This window comes from Shinella yambaruensis, from assembly GCF_022899355.1.
GTDB classification, from domain to species: Bacteria; Pseudomonadota; Alphaproteobacteria; order Rhizobiales; family Rhizobiaceae; genus Shinella; species Shinella yambaruensis.
Window position 1 is genome coordinate 122870 of sequence record NZ_JALJCK010000012.1, and the last position, 22161, is coordinate 145030.

18 protein-coding genes, 1 tRNA gene and 1 pseudogene are annotated in these 22161 nt (G+C 64.8%); 6 read left to right on the forward strand and 14 right to left on the reverse strand.

From position 1 onward, the window contains the following. Positions 1-75: 75 nt before the first annotated feature. The 3 genes from MUU56_RS25100 to MUU56_RS25110 all read right to left on the reverse strand — a co-directional run bounded on the left by MUU56_RS25100 (position 76) and on the right by MUU56_RS25110 (position 1135). Positions 76-252, reverse strand: coding sequence for a hypothetical protein (locus MUU56_RS25100; RefSeq protein WP_244770005.1), 177 nt, complete (start codon positions 250-252; stop codon positions 76-78). Positions 253-283: 31 nt separating this feature from the next. After that, positions 284-448 (reverse strand): hypothetical protein, encoded by a 165-nt coding sequence (locus MUU56_RS25105; protein ID WP_244770006.1) that lies wholly within the window; start codon positions 446-448, stop codon positions 284-286. 348 nt (positions 449-796) lie between these two features. Further along, on the reverse strand, positions 797-1135 hold the full coding sequence (locus MUU56_RS25110) for a DUF2147 domain-containing protein (RefSeq protein ID WP_244770007.1): 339 nt from the start codon (positions 1133-1135) through the stop codon (positions 797-799). A gap of 466 nt (positions 1136-1601) precedes the next feature. Here MUU56_RS25110 and MUU56_RS25115 point away from each other — a divergent pair, with 466 nt between their 5' ends. Next, positions 1602-1871, forward strand: a complete 270-nt coding sequence (locus MUU56_RS25115) for an SEL1-like repeat protein (protein WP_024270734.1) — start codon at positions 1602-1604, stop codon at positions 1869-1871. A 76-nt stretch (positions 1872-1947) separates the two neighbouring features. Here MUU56_RS25115 and MUU56_RS25120 read toward each other — a convergent pair whose 3' ends face one another. From MUU56_RS25120 to MUU56_RS25135, 4 genes are all read right to left on the reverse strand, one after another. After that, a complete protein-coding gene (locus MUU56_RS25120) occupies positions 1948-3069 on the reverse strand; it encodes a pyridoxal phosphate-dependent aminotransferase (protein ID WP_244770008.1) in 1122 nt (373 codons plus the stop codon). Between the two features lie 125 nt (positions 3070-3194). After that, a complete protein-coding gene (locus MUU56_RS25125; protein WP_244770009.1) occupies positions 3195-3623 on the reverse strand; it encodes a PilZ domain-containing protein in 429 nt (142 codons plus the stop codon). A gap of 126 nt (positions 3624-3749) precedes the next feature. After that, positions 3750-4106 carry a hypothetical protein gene (locus MUU56_RS25130; protein WP_244770010.1) on the reverse strand — a complete coding sequence of 119 codons (357 nt, stop codon included), beginning with the start codon at positions 4104-4106 and terminating at the stop codon, positions 3750-3752. Positions 4107-4222: 116 nt separating this feature from the next. Beyond that, the gene (locus MUU56_RS25135) at positions 4223-5446 is read right to left on the reverse strand and encodes an acyl-CoA dehydrogenase (protein WP_244770011.1); all 1224 of its coding nucleotides are present in this window, start codon (positions 5444-5446) and stop codon (positions 4223-4225) included. Between the two features lie 229 nt (positions 5447-5675). Here MUU56_RS25135 and MUU56_RS25140 point away from each other — a divergent pair, with 229 nt between their 5' ends. Next, complete coding sequence (locus tag MUU56_RS25140; RefSeq protein ID WP_244770012.1) at positions 5676-6704, forward strand: extracellular catalytic domain type 1 short-chain-length polyhydroxyalkanoate depolymerase; 1029 nt, start codon at positions 5676-5678, stop codon at positions 6702-6704. Positions 6705-6824: 120 nt separating this feature from the next. Here the strand turns inward: MUU56_RS25140 and iolB are convergent, their stop codons facing one another. The 5 genes from iolB to MUU56_RS25165 form a co-directional block, all read right to left on the reverse strand. Next, positions 6825-7619, reverse strand: coding sequence for a 5-deoxy-glucuronate isomerase (iolB, locus tag MUU56_RS25145; protein ID WP_244770013.1), 795 nt, complete (start codon positions 7617-7619; stop codon positions 6825-6827). Between the two features lie 35 nt (positions 7620-7654). After that, positions 7655-8572 (reverse strand): myo-inosose-2 dehydratase, encoded by a 918-nt coding sequence (iolE, locus tag MUU56_RS25150; protein ID WP_244770014.1) that lies wholly within the window; start codon positions 8570-8572, stop codon positions 7655-7657. A 148-nt stretch (positions 8573-8720) separates the two neighbouring features. After that, entirely contained in the window at positions 8721-10571 is a 1851-nt protein-coding gene (gene iolD, locus MUU56_RS25155) for a 3D-(3,5/4)-trihydroxycyclohexane-1,2-dione acylhydrolase (decyclizing) (protein ID WP_244770015.1), read from the reverse strand. Positions 10572-10652: 81 nt separating this feature from the next. After that, positions 10653-12587: a bifunctional 5-dehydro-2-deoxygluconokinase/5-dehydro-2-deoxyphosphogluconate aldolase gene (locus MUU56_RS25160; RefSeq protein ID WP_244770016.1), complete on the reverse strand. Its 1935-nt coding sequence runs from the start codon at positions 12585-12587 to the stop codon at positions 10653-10655. Positions 12588-12708: 121 nt separating this feature from the next. Further along, complete coding sequence (locus MUU56_RS25165; protein ID WP_244770017.1) at positions 12709-13566, reverse strand: MurR/RpiR family transcriptional regulator; 858 nt, start codon at positions 13564-13566, stop codon at positions 12709-12711. Between the two features lie 213 nt (positions 13567-13779). Between MUU56_RS25165 and MUU56_RS25170 the strand changes: the two genes are divergently transcribed. Beyond that, positions 13780-14901 carry a Gfo/Idh/MocA family protein gene (locus MUU56_RS25170; RefSeq protein ID WP_244770018.1) on the forward strand — a complete coding sequence of 374 codons (1122 nt, stop codon included), beginning with the start codon at positions 13780-13782 and terminating at the stop codon, positions 14899-14901. A 98-nt stretch (positions 14902-14999) separates the two neighbouring features. Next, a complete protein-coding gene (locus MUU56_RS25175) occupies positions 15000-18353 on the forward strand; it encodes a caspase family protein (RefSeq protein WP_244770019.1) in 3354 nt (1117 codons plus the stop codon). A 372-nt stretch (positions 18354-18725) separates the two neighbouring features. Here MUU56_RS25175 and MUU56_RS25180 read toward each other — a convergent pair whose 3' ends face one another. Continuing rightward, on the reverse strand, positions 18726-19838 hold the full coding sequence (locus MUU56_RS25180) for a calcium-binding protein (protein ID WP_244770020.1): 1113 nt from the start codon (positions 19836-19838) through the stop codon (positions 18726-18728). A 246-nt stretch (positions 19839-20084) separates the two neighbouring features. On the opposite strand from MUU56_RS25180, the gene MUU56_RS25185 reads away from it, so the two are divergent. Together MUU56_RS25185 and MUU56_RS25190 are read left to right on the forward strand one after the other, a co-directional pair. After that, positions 20085-20174, forward strand: a tRNA-Ser gene (locus MUU56_RS25185). Between the two features lie 590 nt (positions 20175-20764). Beyond that, positions 20765-20884: pseudogene (locus MUU56_RS25190) on the forward strand (transposase); the annotation flags it as partial. Positions 20885-20915: 31 nt separating this feature from the next. Here the strand turns inward: MUU56_RS25190 and MUU56_RS25195 are convergent. Further along, positions 20916-22129 (reverse strand): IS3 family transposase gene (locus tag MUU56_RS25195; RefSeq protein ID WP_244770021.1). Its coding sequence is split into 2 segments (ribosomal slippage): positions 20916-21793 and positions 21793-22129, totalling 1215 coding nucleotides; the frame shifts between segments, so codons are not numbered across the junction. Positions 22130-22161: the final 32 nt, after the last annotated feature.

Below are 22161 nucleotides of genomic sequence, written 5' to 3' on the forward strand. Positions count from 1 at the left end.
GATCGGTGACGACGGGAAAGGGGAAGCGCTGGCCTGACCCGTTTAGCACGGATGGCGGGAGGGCAAAGCGTATTCTCAGCTCATCGACTGGCGCTGGAGCGTGACGAAGAGGACGAGGCCCGCCCCCTGCTTCTCGATGCCGAGGCCGCCGGCATTGCTCCAGGCGAGCGCACCGACCGGGGCGATCATCATCGCCGAGAGGGCGAGGATGCGCATGGCGGTGGCGCAGGTATGGGCAAGGGCGGTCGTCATCTCGGCGTGTCCAGGTGTCTTGGAAGAAGTGTCAGAGCGAGGCGCGGCACATGTCCGGCGTCGCGCAGGCGACGAACTTGCCGGTCGTGTTGTGCGTGCTGCGGCGGTAGTCGGTCTCGACGGCGGCGGCGAGCATGATCGCGAAAATGGCCATCAGCAGGGTGATGATCGTCAGGCGGCGTGCGAGGATGTCCATGGTGTCGTCCCTCATTGACATGTTTCAGTGTGACCCTTGTCGCATTGCGGGACTGAACGCTCCCTGAGAGGCCGGTTCATCTCCCGTTCAGGAAAGCTGTGATCGGCCTTCGGGAGGGCTTTGAGCGGGGGCAGGCGGGCATGCCGGGAGCGGCCCTGATCGGGCGGGGGAATTGGCCAGCCCGGGCGGCTGTGAGCCCGGCATGCGGCCGGGGAGCCGGTACTTTCATGTGGAGATGCAGATTGTGGCCCGGGCAAGGGCAAGCAGGCCCTGACGGCGCGCTGAAAGTCGCGCGGAAAGCCGAATGCCGGCGCCCGGGCGCCGGCCGGTTTCCTCAATCCTTGCGGTTCAAAGCCGCGACCAGGTCTGCGACTTGCAGAGCACCTTCAGGACGCAGCCCTTCATCTTCAGCGAATTGCCGCTCACCGAGCCGGAGCCGCTATAGGTCTTGTCGGCCGCCGGATCGGTGATCGAACCGGTATAATCCGCGCCGGCGCCCTCCAGCTTGCCGATACGCTTGCCGGCGAATTTCCCGGTTTTCAGCGTGATGCAGAAGCTGCCGCCGCATTTGGCGATCGCCGCGGTCTCGCCGCTGGCGGTCTTCCAGGTGCCCTCGATCGGCTCGGCGGCAAGGGCCGCGCCCGGGACGATGAGCAGGGCGGCGGCGATCCATGTCTTCAGGTTCATTCTCTTCCTCCTCCAGAATGCGCGCCGACAATATCTTACGCGAACGTAAAGGTAAATATGCGCGGAGAATGGATCTGCATGCGTTTTTCCGGCGCCGGCGACCCGGAGAATTGCATTGCGGAAAAACCCGACCGGTTTGCGTGGTTAGCGAAAGGTTGAAATCGCCGGTTGAACAATCGGTAAATTTTGAAGCGAATGCGGCGGTTTCCAGCGCCTTTGATGTTTAATGAAAACCCAATTTTACCAAGCGTTTGGACTTTGTTTGTCTCAAATTAAGCATGCATTTTAAGCGCATTTTGAAAGGCCCGCGGCATAGTGGAGCCATAAGACGAGCAGGGAAAACCCGCCGGAAAAACTCTGAAGGAAGACCAAGGCCGCTGAAGACGGCAGGCGCCCAAGGAGGCCCGAAAGGGCAGGTAAAACAGGACAATACGAGCAGAAAACCAGGTAGACAGGGACAATCGAAATGGCACGCTTTGACTTTCAGAACACCGAAACGGCCGCCATGACGGGCGGCGAGAACCGCGCCGAGATCTTCTGCGACATGGGCCTCATGTATGCCACCGGCCGCGGCTGCGCCGTCGACGTGGTGCAGGCGCACAAATGGCTCAACATCGCCGCCATCAAGGGTTGCGAACGCGCCGCGGAGCTGCGCGCCGACCTTGCCGCGACGATGACGAAGACCGACCTCGCCCTGGCGCTGCGTGCAGCGCGCGAGTGGATGACGGTTCATTGATGGGCGAATGGCGAATGGGGAGTAGCGAATAGGGAAGCGTAAAGAAGACCGTGGAGACGGCACCGCCCCCAATTCGCTATTCACTATTCGCTATTCGCTTCAAAACCAGCGGCAACGCCTCCTCCAGCAACGCCATATCGTCATCCGGCGCGACGCTGATGCGGATGCATCGGCTGAGGGGGGCGACGCCCGGCATGCGGATGAAGACGCCATGTTCCATCAGGCCGTCGACAATGGCGCGGGCGTGGGTGCCGTCCCGGCCGCAATCGATGGTGACGAAATTGGTGGCGGAGGCGAGGGGAGCAAGGCCGTTGGACCGCGCGATCTGCGAGATGCGCTCGCGGGCGGCGGCGATACGGGCGATGACGTCCGCAAGATAGGCCTGATCCTTCAGCGCGGCGAGCGCCGCCTGGACCGAGATCCGGGCCATGCCGAAATGATTTCGGATCTTGTCGAAGGCCTGCGCATTGCCGAGCGTGCCGATCGCATAGCCGATCCGCGCGCCGGCAAGGCCGTAGGCCTTCGAGAAGGTGCGCATGCGCAGGATGTTCGGCTGGCCGATCAGCGCGCCGATCGGGGGAATGGTGCCCGCCGGCGCCGTCTCGCCATAGGCCTCGTCGAGAATGAGCAGCGTCGTTTCCGGCAGCGCCCGCGCGAAGGAGACGACGCTGTCGGCATCCCACCAGCTCCCCATCGGATTGTCCGGATTGGCGAAATAGACGAGCGGCGCATTCTCCCGCCGCACGGCGTCGAGAAGGCCGTCGAGATCCTCCCGGTCCTTGACATAGGGCACGGTGACGAGCCGGCCGCCGAACCCGTTCACATGGTAGTTGAAGGTCGGATAGCCGCCGAGCGAGGTGACGACCGGCGTGCCCGGCTCGATGACCAGCCGCGCGATCTCGCCGAGCAGCCCGTCGATGCCGCCGCCGATCGCGATGTTGTCGCGCGAAATGCCGTGATGGAGGGCAAGCGCCTCCCGCAGGTCGAAATTCTCCGGATCGGCATACATCCAGGTCGTGCCGGCGGCAGCGCTGATCGCCGCCAGGACGGACGGCGCCGGGCCGAAGCCGCTCTCGTTCGCGCCGATGCGGGCGCGCACGGCAAGGCCGCGGTTGCGCTCGATGGCTTCCGGCCCGACGAAGGGCACCGTTGCGGGCAGGGACTGGGCGAGGGCGGTGAAGCGGGAAAATGCGGACATGGGGCCTGCCTGGGATCGATCGACACGGATGCGGGACGCCGCCGAGGCCGATGCGCCGGGAAGGCGCGGCGCCGGAATCGGTTCCCGGCGGGCAGCCTAGCCAATAATGTCGTGGCGCGAAACGATCAGTTGGTGGCCGAGCCGACGCCGCCCTTCTCGACGCCCACCATGTAGCGCCGTTCCGGCTGCTTGAGGCGGCCGGTGATGCCGCCGGTGAAATAATCGGACCGTACGATCATGCGCAGGAGCTCTTCGTCGATCTCCTTGATGAACTGGACGCCGATGCGGTTGTCGTTGCGGTAGACCTCCGCACAGCCGATGCGCGAGGCGACGCCGACGATGGAGAGGTAATAGTGCAGCGGCAGGCCGATCGTCGTGCCGACGGTGAAACTCGCGCCGCCGAGCGATATGTCGATCAGTTTGCAGTGGCGCGTCTTGGGCGCCATCAGGTCGAAACCCACGGTCATCAGCATGCCCTGTCGGTTGACAGCGAACCGCTCCCATTTCCGCTCGTAGAGGCCCGCGCCGGAGCGCTTCTTGGCGTCGTCACTCATTGCCGCTTTCTCCCAAAGGGGACGTCATGTCCGACAGAGACGGGCAGAGTGTCGCAGGCGAGTATTTTGTTTCATTAAAACAAATGCTTAAAAGTTTAGACGTTCGATCTTCCGCAAGGGCGCCGCTCAGGCGCGGTGGTCCTGGGGCGCACGGCCGAGCACGAGGTCGAGGAAGTCCGTGTCGAGGAACATGTTGAAGCGCACCACCAGCTCCTCGCCGTCGCGCTTGAATTCCGTGCAGGGGATCTCGTCGCGGATGCCGTGGATCTCCAGGTAGAAGTTTTCCGGCAGGGTCAGCGTCTTGTTGATGGAGAGCACCGCGCCGGCGCTGGAAATGCTGCGGATGAGGCAGGTATAGCGCATCGCCGTGCTGAGATGGTGGCCGATCGGCGTGACGAAGCCCGGCCTGTCGATGCGATACTGGACGAAACTGCGCTTGGGGTGGCGCAGGCGAAGCTGGTCGTGGACGTGTTCGAGGGGCATGGCTCCCTCCCGCTCCTGTGGCTCGCTGCCGATTGTATCGAAACGGGATGGAGGAAAGGTGAAGACGGCCGCTCGCATTTGAACGAGCGGCCGTCGGACGGGTATGGGGCTGCGGCTTACTGGAAGGCCTGGAGGCCTGTCTGGGCGCGGCCGAGGATGAGGGCGTGGATGTCGTGCGTGCCCTCGTAGGTGTTGACCGCCTCGAGGTTCATGACGTGGCGGATGACGCCGTATTCGTCGGACACGCCGTTGCCGCCATGCATGTCGCGCGAGACGCGGGCGATGTCGAGCGCCTTGCCGCAATTGTTGCGCTTCATCAGCGAGATGAGCTCGGCCGGGGCGCGGTGCTCGTCGAAGAGGCGGCCGAGGCGAAGCGCGCCCTGCAGGCCGAGGGCGATCTCGGTCTCCATGTCGGCGAGCTTCTTCTGGATGAGCTGCGTGGCGGCGAGCGGCCGGCCGAACTGCTTGCGGTCGAGCGTGTACTGGCGGGCGGCATGCCAGCAGAACTCGGCGGCGCCCATGGCGCCCCAGGCGATGCCGTAGCGGGCGCGGTTGAGGCAGCCGAAGGGACCGGCAAGGCCGGCGACCTCGGGCAGCAGGTTCTCTTCGGGCACGAAGACGTCCTGCATCATGATCATGCCCGTCACCGAGGCGCGCAGCGAGAACTTGCCCTCGATCTTCGGCGTCTCGAAGCCCTTCATGCCGCGTTCCAGCACGAAGCCCTTGATCTTGTTGTCATGCGCGTCGGATTTCGCCCAGACGACGGCGACGTCGGCGATCGGCGAATTGGTGATCCAGTTCTTGGCGCCGGAGATCAGGTAACCGCCGTCGACCTTCTTCGCGCGAGTGATCATGGAGGAGGGGTCCGAACCGTGGTCGGGCTCGGTGAGGCCGAAGCAGCCCACCCATTCGCCGGAGGCGAGCTTCGGCAGGTACTTCTTGCGGGTCTCTTCCGTGCCGTAGGCGAAGATCGGGTGCATCACGAGCGAGGACTGCACGGACATGGCCGAGCGGTAGCCCGAATCGACGCGCTCGACTTCGCGGGCGACGAGGCCGTAGGAGACGTAGTTGGCGCCGACGCCGCCATATTCCTCCGGGATCGTCGGGCCGAGCAGGCCGAGCTCGCCCATCTCGCTCATGATCTCGCGGTGGAAGATCTCGTGGCGGTTGGCCTCGGTGACGCGCGCGGCGAGCTTGTCCTGGCAATAGGCGCGGGCCGTGTCGCGGATCATGCGCTCTTCGTCGGTGAGCTGGTCTTCCAGGAGGAAGGGGTCTGCCCAGTCGAAGGGCGCCATCTTGGCGCGGGCCTGCTGCGGGGTGGCGCTGTGATGCTCGCTCATGGATGTCCTCCTGTCGCGGTTTTGTCGTTGCAGAAGTGCTACATCAGCTTGCCCCTCTCCGAAAGGTCGGGAACGAACCGGATCGGCAAACGCTTTGGCTATTTATGAATGCCCTCATGAGCCTGGAGAATGAGCCGTCCCCCGCATTTTTCCCGTTCCGCCTTGATCCTGCCCCGCCTGATGAGCAAATAACCTGACGATGAGCAATTCCACGAAAGAGAGGCCAAGCATGCGGGACCGCTTCAAGCGATCGGTCGAGCGGCTGCTGCCGACCGAAGCGCGGCTGGGAGACCTGTTCTGGCCGTTTCACCGCAACCCCGAGCGCAAGGCGCCTGCCGCCCGCCGCCGCCCGCCCGGCGCCTCCCGGCTTGCCGAAGTCACCGGCTTCGGCAGCAATCCCGGCTGCCTTCTGATGTTCGAGCACATTCCGGAGGACCTTCCGGCCGGACGGCCGCTCGTTCTGGTGCTGCACGGCTGCCGGCAGGATGCCGAGAGCTACGATCGCGCGGCCGGCTGGGCGTCGCTGGCGGAAGAGCGCGGCTTTTCGGTCGTCTATGCCCAGCAGCGCGAGGCGAACAATCCGCGGCGCTGTTTCACCTGGTTCCGGCCGAGCGAGGTGACGCGCGACCGCGGCGAGCTGATGTCGATCCGCCAGATGGTGGCCTATGCGGCCGGCCGGGCGGCAAGCGACCCGGAGCGCGTCTTCATCACCGGCCTTTCGGCGGGCGGCGCGATGACGGCGGCGATGCTCGCCAACTATCCCGAGCTCTTTGCCGGCGGCGCGATCATCGCCGGCCTGCCCTTCGGCGCCGCGCGCGACGCCACCCGCGCCTTCGACGCGATGGGCGAGGCGCCGGAAAGGAGCCCGCGCGAATGGAGCGAGCTGGTGCGCACCGTCTCCCCACGCATCTCGCGCAAGCCGGCCATCTCCATCTGGCACGGCACGGCGGATGAAACCGTCGCCCTGTCGAACGGCCTCGCCCTGGTCGAGCAATGGCGCGACCTCTATCGCCTGCCGAAGGAGGCCTTCGTGGAAAAGCGCATGAAGGGCCGCCGCACGCGCATCTGGCCGGACAAGGAGGGCAGGCCCCTCGTCACCTTCCACGAAATCGACGGCATGGGCCACGGAACGCCGGTGGAACGCGGGGAGGGCGGCGGTTACGCCGCCGCGACCGAGCCCTTCATGCTGGAGGCCGGCTTTTCCTCGACGCTGGAGATCGCCAAGACCTGGGGCCTGACGCGCAGGTGGAAGCGGTAGCCGTCACCAGGCGGGCCGCTCCACCACCTCTCCTCCGTCGTGGTCGGGCTTGACCCGACCATCCACGCCCCGGGTGAGGATGGCCATCGGGTAGAGCGGGCTTATGCGTGAGGGACTTCCTCAGGCGAGCAGCCACTCGTGCTCCTTGGCGTTGTGGAACTTCCACACCCGCTTCGGCCCGGCCATCACGTTGAGATAATAGAGGTCGTAGCCGTGGATGGTGGCGCAGGGATGGTAGCCCTTCGGCACCAGCGTCACGTCGCCGTCCTCCACCGCCATCGCCACGTCGAGCGAGCGGTCGTCCGTATAGACGCGCTGGAAGGCGAAGCCCTGCGGCGGGTTGAGGCGGTGGTAGTAGGTCTCCTCCAGGAAGCTTTCATGCGGCAGGTTGTCTTGGTCGTGCTTGTGCGAGGGGTAGGAGGAGGTGTTGCCGCTCGGCGTGATCACCTCCACGACGAGCAGCGAATGGGCCGAATTGTCGTCTTCCGGCATGATGTTGTGGACATGCCGGACATTCGAGCCCTTGCCGCGGCTGACCTTCGGATGCGTGCCCGGCGGAATGGCCTTGGCTCTGTAGTCGCCGCCGCCCGGCGCCGAGCAGACGGCGAGTTCCAGGTCCGTCTCCGCCGTCACCGACCAGTTGGAATCGGCCGGGATATAAAGCGCGTGCGGCGCGCCGTCGAACGGGCTCATGCGTTCGCCGAGGATGCCGAAATCCTCGCCCGCCGCCGTTGCCTTGCCCTTGCCGGAGATCCACACGAGGCAGACCTCGCGGCTTCCCGTCTCGGCCGCCAGGATCTCGCCCGGCTTCATGCGGTGCAGGTCGAAGCCGACATAGGTCCAGCCGGCGCTTTCCGGCGTCACATGGCTGACGCGGCCATGGTTGCCTTCGGGTTTGATGAGCAGGGTCGACATGGGCTTCTTCCTTTCAGTCGGCATCGGGGGAAGGGTTATCCTTTCGGAAACCCTTCCGTCTCCACGGTATAGCCCGCCGCCGTCATGACGCGCATCAATTCCGCATGCCCGACCTCGGCCATCTTCTGCGGCGGCGCCTTGCGCGGGTCCTGCTCGGCCTCGACGACGAACCAGCCTTCATAGCCGTGATCGGCGAGACGCTGCACGATGGCGCCGAAATCGAGGGAGCCGTCGCCCGGAACGGTGAAGGCGCCGAGCGCCACGGCGTCGAGGAAGGACTGTTTCGTGCGGTCGAGCCCGTCCACCACGGACCGGCGGATGTCCTTGACGTGCACGTGGTTGATGCGGGCGTGGTGGTTGTCGATGGCGCGCAGCACGTCGCCGCCGGCAAAGGCGAGATGGCCGGCATCGAGCAGCAGCGGAATGCCTTCGCCCGAATTCTTCATGAAGGCGTCGAGCTCCGGTTCGGTCTCGACGACGGCGGCCATGTGATGGTGGTAGGAAAGCGGCATGCCCTCACCGGCGCACCATTCGCCGAATTCGGTGAGGCGGCGGCCATAGGCCTTCATCTCGTCGTCGGAAAGGCGCGGCTTGGTGGCAAGCGGCCTGGAGCGGTCGCCCTGGATGGAGCGGCCGACTTCGCCATAGACGATGCAGGGTGCGTTGACCGCCTTGAACAGCTCGATCATCGGGAGGATGCGGTCCTTGTTGACCGCAAGCTCCTCGTCGACCAGCGTGCCGGAGAACCAGCCGCCGCACAGCGTCACGTCGGCCGCGCGCAGGATGGGCAGCATGACCGCCGGATCCTCGGGGAAGCGGCGGCCCTTTTCCATGCCGGTGAAGCCGGCACTGCGGGATTGCCGCAGGCATTCTTCCAGGGATACGTCGTCGCTGAGCTCCGGAAGGTCGTCGTTCCACCACGCGATGGGCGACATGCCGAGTTTGGCTTTCATCATCGTCTCCTTGCAGGAGGCAACGGCCTCCCTTGTCCTTGTTTCTCTCCCTCCCTCTCTTCCGTCGCCACTCTCTTCGGCGTGCCGTGTGGGTGGATCCTCGGGTCAAGCCCGAGGATGACGGAGGGGAGAGGGGGCGTTTTCTGTCCTAGCCGATCCGCTGGGCTTCGAGCGCCTTCACATAGGCCTCGCGCGCCTTGTTGACCTCGTCGCGCGCGCTGACTTCCGGAACCGCGACATCCCACCAGTGGCCGCCGTCCTTGGTGGTGATCAGCGGGTCCGTGTCGATGACGATCACCGAGGTGCGGTCGTTGCCCTTGCTTTGCTGGATGGCCGTCTCGAGATCGGCGATGGAGGAGACCTTGACGGCGACCGCGCCCATGCTTTCGGCATGCGCCCTGAAGTCGATGTCCGGCATCGTCTCGATCATCGAGTCCTTCAGGAGGTTGTTGAAGTTCGCGCCGCCGGTCGCCATCTGCAGCCGGTTGATGCAGCCGTAGCCGCGGTTGTCGAGCACCACGATCGTCAGCTTCTGGCCGAGCATGATGGAGGTCGACAGCTCGGAGTTCATCATCATGTAGGAGCCGTCGCCGACCATGACGACGACATCGGCCTCCGGCCGCGCCAGCTTGACGCCGAGGCCGCCGGCGATCTCGTAGCCCATGCAGGAGAAGCCGTATTCCATGTGGTAGCCGCCGGGCCTGTTGGCCCGCCACAGCTTGTGCAACTCGCCCGGCAGGCCGCCGGCGGCGCAGACGAGAACCGAATTGTCGCCGCCGATCGCGCGCTGCACCGCGCCGATGACCTGCGCATCGGAGGGCAGGGCCGCGTTGGTGGCGGCGGTCGCCCGGCTGGCGGCGGCCATCCATTCGTCCTTGCGCGACTTTGCGGCCGCCTCCACCGCGGCCGGCGCCTTCCAGCCGCCGAGCGCCTCGGACAGCAGCGTCAGGCCCTCGCGCGCATCGGCGACGAGCGGCTGGCTGTTGTGCTTGGCGGCATCGAAGGCGGCGGTGTTGAGGCCGATCATCGTCACGGCGTCGTTCTTGAAAAGCGCCCAGGAGCCGGTGGTGAAGTCCTGCATGCGGGTGCCGACGGCAAGGATGACGTCCGCCTCCTCGGCAAACGCATTGGCGGCCGAGGTGCCGGTGACGCCGATCGAGCCCATGCAGAGCGGATGGTCGTCCGGCAGCGCCGACTTGCCGGCCTGGGTGACGGCGACCGGAATGCCGTGCATGCCGGCAAAGGCCTTCAACTCGGCGGTCGCCTGCGAATAGAGCACGCCGCCGCCGGCGATGATCAGCGGCTTTTCCGCCTTGCGCAGCGTGGCGATGGCGGCGGCAAGCTCGTCGCTGTCCGGACGCGGCCGGCGGTGCGTCCAGACCTTCTCTTCGAAGAGGCTCGCCGGATAGTCATAGGCTTCGGCCTGCACGTCCTGGCAGAGCGAGAGCGTCACCGGCCCGCAATCGACCGGATCGGTCAGCACCTGCATGGTGCGCTTCAGTGCGGGGATGATCTGCTCCGGCCGGGTGATGCGGTCGAAATAGCGCGAGACGCAGCGGAAGGCGTCGTTCACCGAGACGGTGCCGTCGCCGAAATTCTCGATCTGCTGGAGGACCGGATCGGGAATGCGGTTGGCGAAGACGTCGCCGGGCAGGAACAGCACGGGCAGGCGGTTGACATGGGCGACGCCCGCCGCGGTGATCATGTTCAGCGCGCCGGGGCCGATGGAGGTCGTGCAGGCCATGAAGCGCTGGCGGAAGCTCGCCTTGGCGAAGGCGACGGCGGCATGCGCCATGCCCTGCTCGTTGTGGGCGCGGAGCGTCGGCAGGTCCTCGCGCACCTGATAGAGCGCCTCGCCCATGCCGGCGACGTTGCCGTGGCCGAAAATGCCCCAGACGCCGGCGAAGATCGGCACCTTCCTGCCATCCACGACCGTCATCTGCGCCTTCAGGAAATGCGCGACGGCCTGCGCCATCGTCAGCCGGATCGTCTTTGCCATGGTCTTCCTCCCGAATTCTCTTCATTGCCGCAATCCCTGACGGGGCGAACCGCCACGCGTCTTGCGGGATTGCCCTGTCCCTTAAAGGCCGCGCGTCCGCAGCCAGGCGTCGGTCAGCGCGCGGAAGCGGCCGGCCATGTCCGCTATCGCCGCCTCGTCGTCGATCTTGCCGGCCATCCAGGCGCGCGCGGCGTCGACGAAGATCGTGCGGCCGACGGCAAAGCCCTTGACGGCCGGCGCCACCCTGGTCGCCTCGAAGGCCTTCACCAGCTCCTCGGTCGGCGCTTCGAGGCCGAGCAGCACAATGCCGCGGCAATAGGCGTCGTTCCTCGCGATGACGGCCTCGATGTTCTCCCACGCGCCGCTGGAGGCCTGGGGCTCCAGCTTCCACCAGTCCGGCTTGATGCCGAGATCGTAGAGCTCCTGCAGCGCCGTCGACACCGTATCATCCTTGAGCGGCCCGTTCTTGCCCGCGATGATCTCGATCAACAGTTCGCGTCCGACGCGGCGCGCGGCCTCGAAGAGCGCGCGCAGCTTCTCCTGCTGCTCCGTCTTGAGCGCGGCCGGATCGTCGGGATGATAGAAGCACAGGCACTTGATGCAATGGTCGAGCGGCCATTCGACGAGCTGCGAGCCGATGTCCTGGCTGAACTCGAAGCGCAGCGGCTTGGAGCCCGGCAGCTCGACCGGCCGGCCGAGCCAGGAGAAATTCTGCGTTGCGGCGTCGAAGAAGGCGTCGCGGCCGAAGCGCTCGTCGATCAGCATGCCATAGCCGGGACGGCCGTCCGCGACCCGTGCGGCGGCCTTGACGGTCAGGCGCTTGAATTCGGAAATCTTCTCGTGCGGCACCTTCAGCTCGTCGGCGACGTCGACGAGCTGCATGCGGTGGTCGCAGGCAAGCGCCATCAGCAGCGGGATGTCGTCCTGCTTGCGGTTGGTCGCCCAGTGGATGTGGTTGATCGCCTCGTCCTTGCGCAGCGCCCGGTGCTTGCTGCCGTTCGCGAGGAAGAAGGCGAGTTCGTCCCAGCTCGGATATTCCGGCGAGCAGAGCAGGCGGGAGACGGCGAAGGCGCCGCAGGCATTGGCCCAGGTGGCGGAGGTCCTGTGATCCTCGCCCTTCAGCCAGCCGCGCAGGAAGCCCGACATGAAGGCATCGCCCGCGCCGAGCACGTTGTAGACCTCGATGGGGAAACCCTGCCCGACGACGCCGTCCTCCAGGTCGTCGGAGATCGGGCCGTCATAGACGATGCAGCCCATGGCGCCGCGCTTCAGCACGATCGTCGCCGCCGAGACGGCGCGGATCGCCTTCAACGAGGAGAGCACGTCGTCGGCGCCCGAGGCGATCATGATCTCCTCTTCCGTGCCGACGATGAGGTCGCAATCCGGCAGCACGGATTTCATGATGGCGGAGACGCGGTCGGATTTCACGTAGCGCTCGAAGCCTTCCGCATGGCCGGCAAGACCCCAGAGGTTCGGGCGGTAGTCGATGTCGAAGATGACCTTGCCGCCGCTCTCCCTGGCGATGCGGATCGCCTTGCGCTGGGCGGCCTCGGTGTTGGGGCGGGAAAAATGCGTGCCGGAAACGAGCACGGCGCGGGAGGAGCGCACGAAGGCCTCGTCCACGTCGCCCTCGTCGAGCGCCATGTCGGCGCAGTCGGTGCGCACGAAGATCATCGGCGAGACGCCTTCGGATTCGATGGCGAGCAGCACGAGCGCCGTCAGCCGCTCCCTGTCGGTCCTGATGCCCTCCACATTCACGCCTTCGCGGGCGCATTGCTCGCGGATGAAGCGGCCCATCTGCTCGTCGCCGACGCGGGTGATCAGCGCGGACCTGAGGCCGAGGCGGGCGGTGCCGATGGCGATGTTGGCCGGGCAGCCGCCGACGGATTTGGCGAAGGAGGCGGTATCTTCCAGCCGCGTGCCGAGCTGCTGGCCGTAGAGATCGACGGACGAGCGGCCGATCGTGATGACGTCGAGCGTCTTGTCCTGGCTCTGGCCCTGGTCAGTGTGCGGCATGTCTTCCTCCCGGTCTCGCGGCGCCGTCATTCAAGGTGCGGCGGTCCCTGCGGAAAATGAAACATGAATTCCATTATTATGTCAATTCGGAATATACATTCCGTTTTTATTCCACAGCATTTCACTTCGCGGCGCGCTTGAGGCTGCGTCGCTTTTCGGCGATGGCGACCGGCAGCGCCATGGCGAGCGCCATGGAGGCCGAGAGCGAGCGGAAGCCGGCATAGTCCGCCTCGGAAACCTCGAACCAGTGGGTGGCGGAGGCGGCCAGCGGCGAGAAGACCGAGTCGGTGATGGCGACGATCGGCACGCCGCGGGCGGCCAGTTCCTGCGCCTGCGTCAGGCTTTCGGCGGCATAGGGGGCGAAGCTGGCGGCGATCACCGCATCCTTGGCGGTGGCGAACTGCGTCATCTCGGCGTCGATGCCGTTCGGCGAGGCGATGATCTGGTGGCGGATGCCGAGCTTGCCGAGCGCGTAGGCCATGTGCGCCGTCAGCGGATAGGAGCGGCGCTTGGCGACGAGATAGATCGTCTCGGCCCGTGCCAGAAGCTCGACGGACCTGGAGAAGGTCTCGCCGTCGATGGTGCTGGCGAGCCGCGCGACGGACTGGCTGGCGGCGGTGAGAAAGCCGGAAAGCAGCTCCGTGTCGCTGTTGGACGCCGGCCCGGCCTCCAGGGAGAGCAGGCGCTCCTCATAGGAGAGCGTGCGGTCGCGCAGCCGGGCGCGAAAAACGTTCTGCAGGTCGGAAAAGCCTTCATAGCCGAGGTGGTGGGCAAGGCGCACCAGCGTCGAGGGCTGCACGTCGGCGGCCGTCGCGATGCTCGCCGCCGTGCCGAAGGCCATCTCGTCCGGATTGGAAAGCGCATAGGCCGCCACCTGCGCCAGGCGCTTCGGCATGCTCACCTTGCGCTCGATGATGACGCTGCGCAGGCTGTCGAAATCACGGGGCACGCGTGTAAGGGCCGCTTCGGTGCTGTTCATGGTTCTGTCCTCCCTCGTGCGGCCATTCTGCGACAAACGAAATAAATATTCCATATTATCGGAAAAGATAGTTTTCGTTCCAAATCTTTCCCGCTATGCATGGTGCCGAAGACGCATATACGGCGAGGTATAGAGCAAATCCGGCGCGAATGCGTAGCGGTTTTGCGGCTGCATGCGCGTGGAAATGGAACCCCGGCAGATGGAGGAGGCGGCATGAAGGCCTTGGGAATAGGACTGATCGGTACCGGCTACATGGGCAAGTGCCATGCGCTTGCCTGGAACAATGTCAGCGCGGTCTTCGGCGACGTGGAGCGTCCGCGCCTCGTGCATCTGGCCGAGGCCAATGCGGAGCTTGCTGCCAGCCGCGCCCGCGAATTCGGCTTTGCCAGATCGACCGCCGACTGGCGCGATCTCCTCGCCGATCCAGAGATCGACGTGATCTCGGTGACGACGCCGAACCAGTTCCACGCCGAGATGGCGATTGCCGCGCTGGAGGCGGGAAAACACGTCTGGTGCGAAAAGCCGATGGCGCCGGCGCTGGCCGATGCCGAGCGCATGCTCGCCGCCCAGCGCTCCTCCGGCAAGGTCGCGGTCATGGGCTACAACTATATCCAGAACCCGGTCATGCGGCACATCCGTTCCCTCATCGACGAGGGCGCGATCGGCACGGTCAACCATGTGCGCGTCGAGATGGACGAGGATTTCATGGCCGATCCGGAAGCGCCGTTCTACTGGAAGAGCGAGGCCGCTTCCGGTTACGGCGCGCTCGACGATTTCTCCGTTCACCCGCTCTCGCTGCTTTGGAGCCTGTTCGGCCATGTCGAGGCGGTGATCGCCTCGCTGGCAAAGCCCTATGCCGACCGCCCGCTGAAGGAGGGCGGCCGCCGCGCCGTGGAGAACCACGACATCGCCAGCGTGCTGATGCGCCTTCCCGGCGGCATTTCCGGCGTGCTGATGGCCAACCGTTCCGCCTGGGGCCGCAAGGGCCGCATCGCATTGCAGATCTACGGCTCGAAGGGCTCGATCCTCTTCGACCAGGAGCGCATGAACGAGTTCCAGCTCTATACGGTGGCGGGCCGTGCGAGCGAGCAGGGCTTTTCCACAATTCTGACGGCCCCGCATCACAAGCCCTATGACCGGTTCATTCCCGCCCCCGGCCACGGCCTCGGCTTCAACGATCTCAAGGTCATCGAATGCCGCGAGCTGATCGCCGCCATCGCCGGCATGGCCTCGCATTCCATCGATTTCAACCATGGCCTGCGCATCGAGAAATCGGTGCACGCCATGGCGCAATCTTTCCGCGAGGGCCGCTGGGTCGAGATCGCCCCCGCATGACGTTCTTGCCGGCCGGGTCAAAAAAATCCGGCCGGCCGCACATTGAAACGGCAGGGGCCATACGTAATACTCTCGGCAATAATGCCGGAGGGAAGGGCATGATCAAGCAAATGCAGAGACGCTGGGCGCCGGTCCTCTTCGTCTCGGTTGCCGTCGTCGTGTTCAATGCGGGCGCCGCAGAGGCGAAACGCGTTGCACTGCTGATAGGCAATCAGAAATACGAAGAGACCGCCCAGCTCAACAACCCTGCGAACGATGTCGAGCTGATGCGCGCCTCGTTCGAAAACGCAGGTTTCGATTCCGTCAAGACCGTCCACGATCTCGACCGCGCCGCCATGGTGAAGGCGCTGCGCGAGTTCGAGGACGATTCGATGGATGCCGAAATGGCGGTGGTCTACTATTCCGGCCACGCCATGGAGATGAACGGGGTCAACTACCTCATCCCCGTCGACGCGGCGCTGAGGAGCGACCGCGACGTCGAGGACGAGAGCGTCGCCATCGACCGTGTGCAGCGCTCGCTGGAAGGCGCCAAGAGGCTGAAGCTCTTCATCCTCGATGCCTGCCGCAACAACCCCTTCTCCGCCTCGATGACACGGTCGATCGGCACGCGCGCCGTCACGCGCGGCCTTGCCCGCGTCGAGCCGGAATCGGCCGACACGCTGATCGCCTTCGCCTCGAAGGCCGGCACCGTGGCGCTGGACGGCGAGGGCAGGAACAGCCCGTTCGCCTCCGCCCTGTCGAAATACCTGACGGAGCCCGGCCTCGACGTGCGCATCGCGCTCGGCAAGGTGCGCGACGAGGTGGTGGAAGTCACCAACCGCGAGCAGGAGCCCTTCGTCTACGGTTCGCTCGGCGGCGCGCAGATCTTCCTGAACATCAAGGAAGTGAACATCAACGTCAACAACAGCGGCAACACGCAGGAAATCTCGCCGAACGGCCAGTCGGAAGCAGCCGCCGACTGGCAGAACATCCGCGACCTCGCCGACGAGGACCTGATCAACGCCTTCATCGAGAAGCACGGCAAGGATCCGGTCTACAAGATGCTGGCGGAAAAGAAGCTCGCCAGCCTCAAGGAAGCCACCCAGAACGACGGGCAGGATGCAGCCGGCATCGCATGGGAGGCCCTGAAGGGCTCGACCGACGCGGCCGCGCTCCAGCGCTTCATCGAGCGCTATCCGGACAGCCAGCACCGCAGCGATGCCGAACAGCTCATCGCCGCGCTGGAGCCCAAGAAGGGCCTCAGCGTCGACGTCACCGGCAAGGAGACGCCGGCCTCGCGCGACTGCTTCCTGCTCGCCGGCGAGCCGCAGTCGCTGCCTGGCTTCATGGGCGTCAACTTCCTGAAGATCGATGCCAAGCGGGCGCTCACCGCCTGCGCGCAGGCCGTCAACGAGAACCCGTCCGACGGCATGCTCGTCAACCTGCTCGGCCGCGCGCACGACGCCGACCGCAACTATGTCGAAGCCCGCCGCAACTACGAGAAGGCGATCGAGCTCGGCAACATGTACGCCCTGACGAACCTTGCCTGGTTCTCCGTCTACGGCACGGATGGCCCGGTCGATGTCGCCAAGGGCCTGTCGATGTTCGAGAAGGCCTCGATCGCCGGCAACTCCTATGCCCAGGCCTCGCTCGGCTGGCTCTACCGCGAAGGGTACGGCGGCACCCGCCAGGACTACAACGAGGCGGTGAAGTGGTACCAGCAGTCGGCCAACCAGGGTTATGCCAACGCCATGGCGACCATGGGCTGGTTCTACCGCGAAGGCCTCGGCGTCTCGCAGGATTACGTCCAGTCGCTCAACTGGTACCGCAAGGCTGCCGATGCCGGCGACGCCAATGCCATGTCCTCGCTCGGCTGGGCCTACCAGAACGGCCTCGGCACGGCGCAGAACTATGCGGAGGCCAAGGTCTGGTACGAGAAGGCCGCCAATATCGGCGATTCCTACTCGATGGCCTCGCTCGCCTGGCTCTATGACGTCGGCAACGGCGTGAAGCAGGACTATGTCGAAGCCCGCTACTGGTACGAGAAGGCCGCCAATGCCGGCAGCGCCTATGCCATGGGCAACCTGTCGCGCCTCTACGACCAGGGTCTCGGCACGCCGGCCGACGCCAAGGAAGCCGTCCGTTGGGCGGCCGCCTCGGTCGAAAGCGGCGATGCCAACAAGCTGAAGGAGCTCAAGGACAATCCGGGCAACTTCACTGTCGCCTTCCGCAAGGAGATGCAGAACCTCCTGAAGGAACGCGGCTACTACAGCGGTTCGGCCGATGGCGAGTTCGGCGCGGCGACGCTCGCCGCCATCGACAAGCTCGCAACGGGCCGCAACGACAGCACCACCACCTCGCTGACCAACAGCAACACGACCACCACCGACAACAGCCAGTCGACGGTGACCCTCGGCGGTTCGGATGCCGACCAGTGCTACGAGCTCGCCGGCGAACCGAACCTGCGCCCGGGCTTCCTCGGCAAGCTCTTCGCGCAGATCGACTACGGCCGCGCGATCCCGGTCTGCGAGGCGGCGCTCAACGCCAATCCGTCGGACAACTCGATCCGCAACATGCTGGGCCGCGCCCACGACGCGGCACGCAACTTCCCGAAGGCGCGCGAGCTGTACCAGAAGGCCGCCGACGAGGGGAACCTCTACGCGCTGACCAACCTTGCCTGGTACTCGATCTACGGCACGGATGGCCCGGTCGACATGGCCAAGGGCACCCGCATGTTCGAGCAGGCCTCGAATGCCGGCAATCCCTATGCCCAGGCCTCGCTCGGCTGGCTCTACCGCGAAGGCTACAACGGCACGCGCAAGGACTATGACGAGGCCATCAAGTGGTATCGCAAGGCCGCCGAGCAGGGCTATGCCAATGCGCAGGCCACGATGGGCTGGTTCTACCGCGAGGGCCTCGGCACGGCGCGCGACTACAATGCCTCGCTCGACTGGTACCTCAAGGGTGCCGAGGGCGGCGACGTCAACGCCATGTCCTCCGTCGGCTATGCCTACCAGTCCGGCCTCGGCGTCGCGGTCGACTATGTCGAGGCGCGCAAGTGGTACGAGAAGGCCGCGGCCTTCAACGACTACTATTCGATGGCCTCGATCGGCTGGCTCTACGACGTCGGCAACGGCGTGAAGCAGGACTATGCCGAGGCCCGCAACTGGTACGAGAAGGCGGCGAACGGTGGCAACACCTATGCCATGGGCAATCTCTCCCGCCTCTACGACCAGGGCCTCGGCACGCGCGCCAACGCCAAGGAGGCCGCCCGCTGGGCCGCCGCCAGCGTCGAGGGCGGCGACCAGGGCAAGCTGCAGGAGCTCAAGGGCTCGCCGGCGAACTTCACGCCGCAGTTCCGCAAGGAGTTCCAGCAGATCCTCAAGGATCGTGGCTACTATAGCGGCCCGATCGACGGCGACTTCGGCACCTCGACGCAGAACGCGATCGACCGCCTGGCCGCCCGAACCTGAGGCATGCCCCGCCGAAGCGGCACCGCTTCGGCGGCGGACAGACAAGGTGCCAGCGCAATTCCGGTGGACCGGATTTCAGAACCGCCAGCGACCGGAAAGGTCGCTGGCGGTTCTCCTTTTGTGGGGAAAAGTCCATGAAGGCCGAAACGGCGCGTCGGATTGCCCTGTCCCCGCGTGAAGGCCGGGTTGCCGCAGGGCGCCATGTCGTCGCCTGTCCGAAGATCTGATTCGGCGGGCCTGGCCGCGGCTGACCCTGCCCGAACGGCGCGCCGCGCGCTTTTTCACAAGGATTACAACGAGAAATGCCGCACGCGTTGCTGGCGCGTGCGGCATGACAAGCTCGGAGGCGCCCCCTGGTGCCGGGGGCGGAGCTTAGAGCAGGAAGTCGCTCGAATAGTAGCGCGTGAGGCCGGCGTCAATCTCGAAATCGGCGCGGCCGTCGCCGTCCACGTCGCCGGAGATGATCGTGCCCGAATAGCGCAGTTCCCCGGCGGTGCCGGAGAAGGCGTCCTTGCCGATGAAGGTGAAGGCGTTGTTGCCGCCCCGGCCCGTATCGGCGTCGATGTCGCGCAGGTCGATGACGTCGCCCTGGCTCTCCGGCTTGAAGTCGTCGATCACGTCGCGCTGCGAGCCGACCTTGCTGTCGGAGGTGCGCACGAAGCGGAACGTATCGGCACCGGAGCCGCCGACAAGGAAGTCGTTGCCGCTGCCGCCGACCAGGAGGTCGTTGCCCGCGCCGCCGACGAGGTCGTCGTTGCCGGAGCCGCCGTAGAGCCGGTCGTTGCCGCCGCCGCCGTAAAGGTCGTCATTGCCGTTGTCGCCGTAGAGGACGTCCTTGCCGGAGCCGCCATAGAGCTTGTCGTTGCCGCCGAGCCCTTCCAGCTGGTCGTTGCCGTTGCCGCCGCGCAGCGTGTTGCTGCCGCCGGTGCCGATCAGCGTGTCGTTGGCGCGGGTGCCCGTGGCGTTCTCGATGCTGCTCAGCTTCTCGGTGCGCCCTTCGACGGCCTTCGCAAAGCCCTTGTCAAGGTCGACATAGATGCCGCGGCCCCTCTCGCTGGAGGAATCCTGCAGCGAGTAGTTGATCGTGTCGTTGCCGGAGCCGCCGTTGAACGAGTTGCGGTAGCCGACCGAATAGAAGGTGTCGTTGCCGCTGTCGCCCTTGTAGACGCTGGCGAGCGTCTTCACCTCGAACCGGTCATTGCCGTCGCCGCCGCGGACGATGTCGTATTCGCCGCTGGCCTTGGCCGAGCCGTCGTGCTTGTAGACGTCGTTGCCGGAGCCCAGGAAGATGTCGTTGCCGCCCTCGAAACTGTTGCGCACGAGATCGTTGCCGCTGCCGGCTTCGACATAGTTGAGGCCGCCCCGGCTGTCGGTCCGGTTCAGAACGATTTCGTCATCGCCGCCATAGGTGTAGATCTCGACCTCGGTGCGCGAGTTCTGGACGACGTAGTCGTCTCCGTTCGTGCCCTTGTATACATAGGCCATGTCCTCGTTCCTTTCTGCAACCATGTGCTGTTGTCCGACTTCTAGCGCCGGCAAGCTGAACCGCTGTTGAACAAAGTGGGGAGGCAGAAGGCATTTTCGAGGCCGGCCGGCAAAAATTCCGCAGGCGGAAGCGGGGAGGGCGCAGTCGCGGTTCCGGCCCGAAGGCGCGGCACCGTCATCAAAATGTGGGTGAAAACCAAAAAAGCCTTGCAATCGCAAGCGCTGCCGCATAGTGAGACCGCGAGCGGAGAGGTGGCCGAGTGGTCGAAGGCGCTCCCCTGCTAAGGGAGTATACCGGAAACGGTATCGAGGGTTCGAATCCCTTCTTCTCCGCCAGTTTTCATAGTTATCATTTTGATATTTTTTCGCTTTCTAGAGCGATCAAAGAGTCTTCCCCACTTCCTTCCCTACTTTTATATGAGGTTGCGTGCGAACGAGCCCGCACGAATGCGAATGCATGATAGCATTGAGCCCCGGCTTGCATCCTCGAATCGGAGGAAGAGACCAGTACACGTGGGACAGGGCGAGGGAGCTACTGCTGTCATGGAAAAGGCGAATAGAAAGCCCGCTGCATGACGTTGGTCATATCGGGTTGGATGATCAATAGCAGTCTGAGCAGCTTCATAAATTCTGGCACCCCGTAGAAGTGGAGATGCACAGCCAGCCAGACGGATAATCCATCACGGCGGGGGAGTAGCATGACGGACGATTTGAACCTAAAGACAGATACCCGGCAGGCGAACTGGCGGCGAGCCAATGCCGAGAAGTATCGGGCACACCTGGCCGTCCAGCGAGCCTTGAAGAGCGGAACACTGACCAAAGGCGTTTGCGAGGTTGAATTAGCCCCCGAAAGGCCCGGACATGCTCCCCCACTTAGCTAAGTGGGTAGGAGTAATGTTGGTATTATGACTATCACCACCCATAAGATGCAGGTTCTTTCGGGACCTGAACGGCGGCGGCGCTGGAGCACGGCAGAGAAGCTGGCCATTATCCAGGAAACTTACGAGCCGGATGCGACGGTTAGCATCGTCGCGCGACGGCATGGTGGAGTGCTCCCCGTTTCACCGGACAGATCGGCTAGATTGATTTAGCCCTGATGAACTGCCGAGGGGAAGCCATCTTGAGCGCGGAGTGTGGGTGGATTTCGTTATAGTCCTCGATCCATCCGTCGATGAGCCGGAGCGCTGTTTCGGCGTCCGGTAGTGCCGAGATGCGGATGTAATCCCGCTTCAGGGTTTTGACGAAAGCCTCGGACATTCCGTTTGACTGGGGGCTGGCGACCGGCGTGAAGCAGGGCGTCAGATTGAGTGCCTGGGCAAATAGCCTGGTCTCCCGTGCTGTGTAAGCCGAACCGTTGTCCGAGAGATGTTCGATAGCGTGCGGGGTTCGGGTTGCTGCGAACCGCTTTTCGATTGCCTCCAGCATCATGTCGCGCACGTCCGAGCCGGAAATGCCTGCATTGGCGACCGCCGTCCAGGCGATGATCTCCCGGTCGAAGGCGTCGATGATGAAGGCGAGACGAATGATCTCGCCATTCCAGCAGGTGAACTCCAGACCGTCCGAGCACCAGCGCAGGTTGGAGCGCATGACCATGACCTTGCCATCGTGGAGGCGGCCCTTGCGAACGGCCGTATGCTTCTCCAGCAGCATGGCGTGCTTGCCCATGATGCGATGGACCCGTTTGGCGTTGACGACAGGCTTATCGGCGGCTCGCCTTTCGCGATTGAGGAGCGCGGCGATCCGCCGATAGCCATAGGTTGACCTTTGATGCACCAGCCTGCGGATGTCGGGCAGAAGCTCTGCATCCCCGACCTTGTGGTATGGCCCACGCGGCTTTGATCTGCCTTTCAGCCGCTCGACGAGATTGGAACGGGAGACGCCCAGCGTGTCCGCGACGGTCTTCATCGCGAACCGTCCTTCGGCAACAAGATCGGCCGCGATATCCGTTTTTTTGAGTCCGCTTTGGAAAGGGCTTCGCGGAGGATTTCGACCTCCATCGTCTTGCGGCCGAGCATGCGCTCCAGCTCGCGGACGCGATCCTCCAGCTTCTTCACTTCCGAATTGCCGACAACCGGCTCGTCAGAATCCACGGCCGCAGCACCTCCCTCGCTCAAGAGCCTGCGCCACCGGTAAAGCAGATTGGGTGCAACGCCATGGCGGCGAGCGGTCGAAGATACCGTCTCGCCCGGTTCGAAACTCTGCTCGATGATTGTCAGCTTTTGCTCGGTTGTCCACCGCCGGCGGCGGACATCGCCCGTCAGCAATTCAACGTGTCGATACGCGTTAGACATAAGCCTGTCCTCAAGCCTGTGCTTGAGCCTTT

Coding starts and splice junctions, on each gene's coding strand:
- MUU56_RS25160 (WP_244770016.1), bottom strand. CDS start 12,587: ATGCCGCACACTGACCAGGGCCAGAGCCAGGACAAGACGCTCGACGTC.
- MUU56_RS25105 (WP_244770006.1), bottom strand. CDS start 448: ATGGACATCCTCGCACGCCGCCTGACGATCATCACCCTGCTGATGGCC.
- MUU56_RS25175 (WP_244770019.1), top strand. CDS start 15,000: ATGATCAAGCAAATGCAGAGACGCTGGGCGCCGGTCCTCTTCGTCTCG.
- MUU56_RS25100 (WP_244770005.1), bottom strand. CDS start 252: ATGACGACCGCCCTTGCCCATACCTGCGCCACCGCCATGCGCATCCTC.
- MUU56_RS25115 (WP_024270734.1), top strand. CDS start 1,602: ATGGCACGCTTTGACTTTCAGAACACCGAAACGGCCGCCATGACGGGC.
- MUU56_RS25165 (WP_244770017.1), bottom strand. CDS start 13,566: ATGAACAGCACCGAAGCGGCCCTTACACGCGTGCCCCGTGATTTCGAC.
- MUU56_RS25125 (WP_244770009.1), bottom strand. CDS start 3,623: ATGAGTGACGACGCCAAGAAGCGCTCCGGCGCGGGCCTCTACGAGCGG.
- iolE (WP_244770014.1), bottom strand. CDS start 8,572: ATGAAAGCCAAACTCGGCATGTCGCCCATCGCGTGGTGGAACGACGAC.
- MUU56_RS25120 (WP_244770008.1), bottom strand. CDS start 3,069: ATGTCCGCATTTTCCCGCTTCACCGCCCTCGCCCAGTCCCTGCCCGCA.
- MUU56_RS25130 (WP_244770010.1), bottom strand. CDS start 4,106: ATGCCCCTCGAACACGTCCACGACCAGCTTCGCCTGCGCCACCCCAAG.
- MUU56_RS25110 (WP_244770007.1), bottom strand. CDS start 1,135: ATGAACCTGAAGACATGGATCGCCGCCGCCCTGCTCATCGTCCCGGGC.
- iolB (WP_244770013.1), bottom strand. CDS start 7,619: ATGTCGACCCTGCTCATCAAACCCGAAGGCAACCATGGCCGCGTCAGC.
- MUU56_RS25140 (WP_244770012.1), top strand. CDS start 5,676: ATGCGGGACCGCTTCAAGCGATCGGTCGAGCGGCTGCTGCCGACCGAA.
- MUU56_RS25170 (WP_244770018.1), top strand. CDS start 13,780: ATGAAGGCCTTGGGAATAGGACTGATCGGTACCGGCTACATGGGCAAG.
- MUU56_RS25135 (WP_244770011.1), bottom strand. CDS start 5,446: ATGAGCGAGCATCACAGCGCCACCCCGCAGCAGGCCCGCGCCAAGATG.
- iolD (WP_244770015.1), bottom strand. CDS start 10,571: ATGGCAAAGACGATCCGGCTGACGATGGCGCAGGCCGTCGCGCATTTC.
- MUU56_RS25180 (WP_244770020.1), bottom strand. CDS start 19,838: ATGGCCTATGTATACAAGGGCACGAACGGAGACGACTACGTCGTCCAG.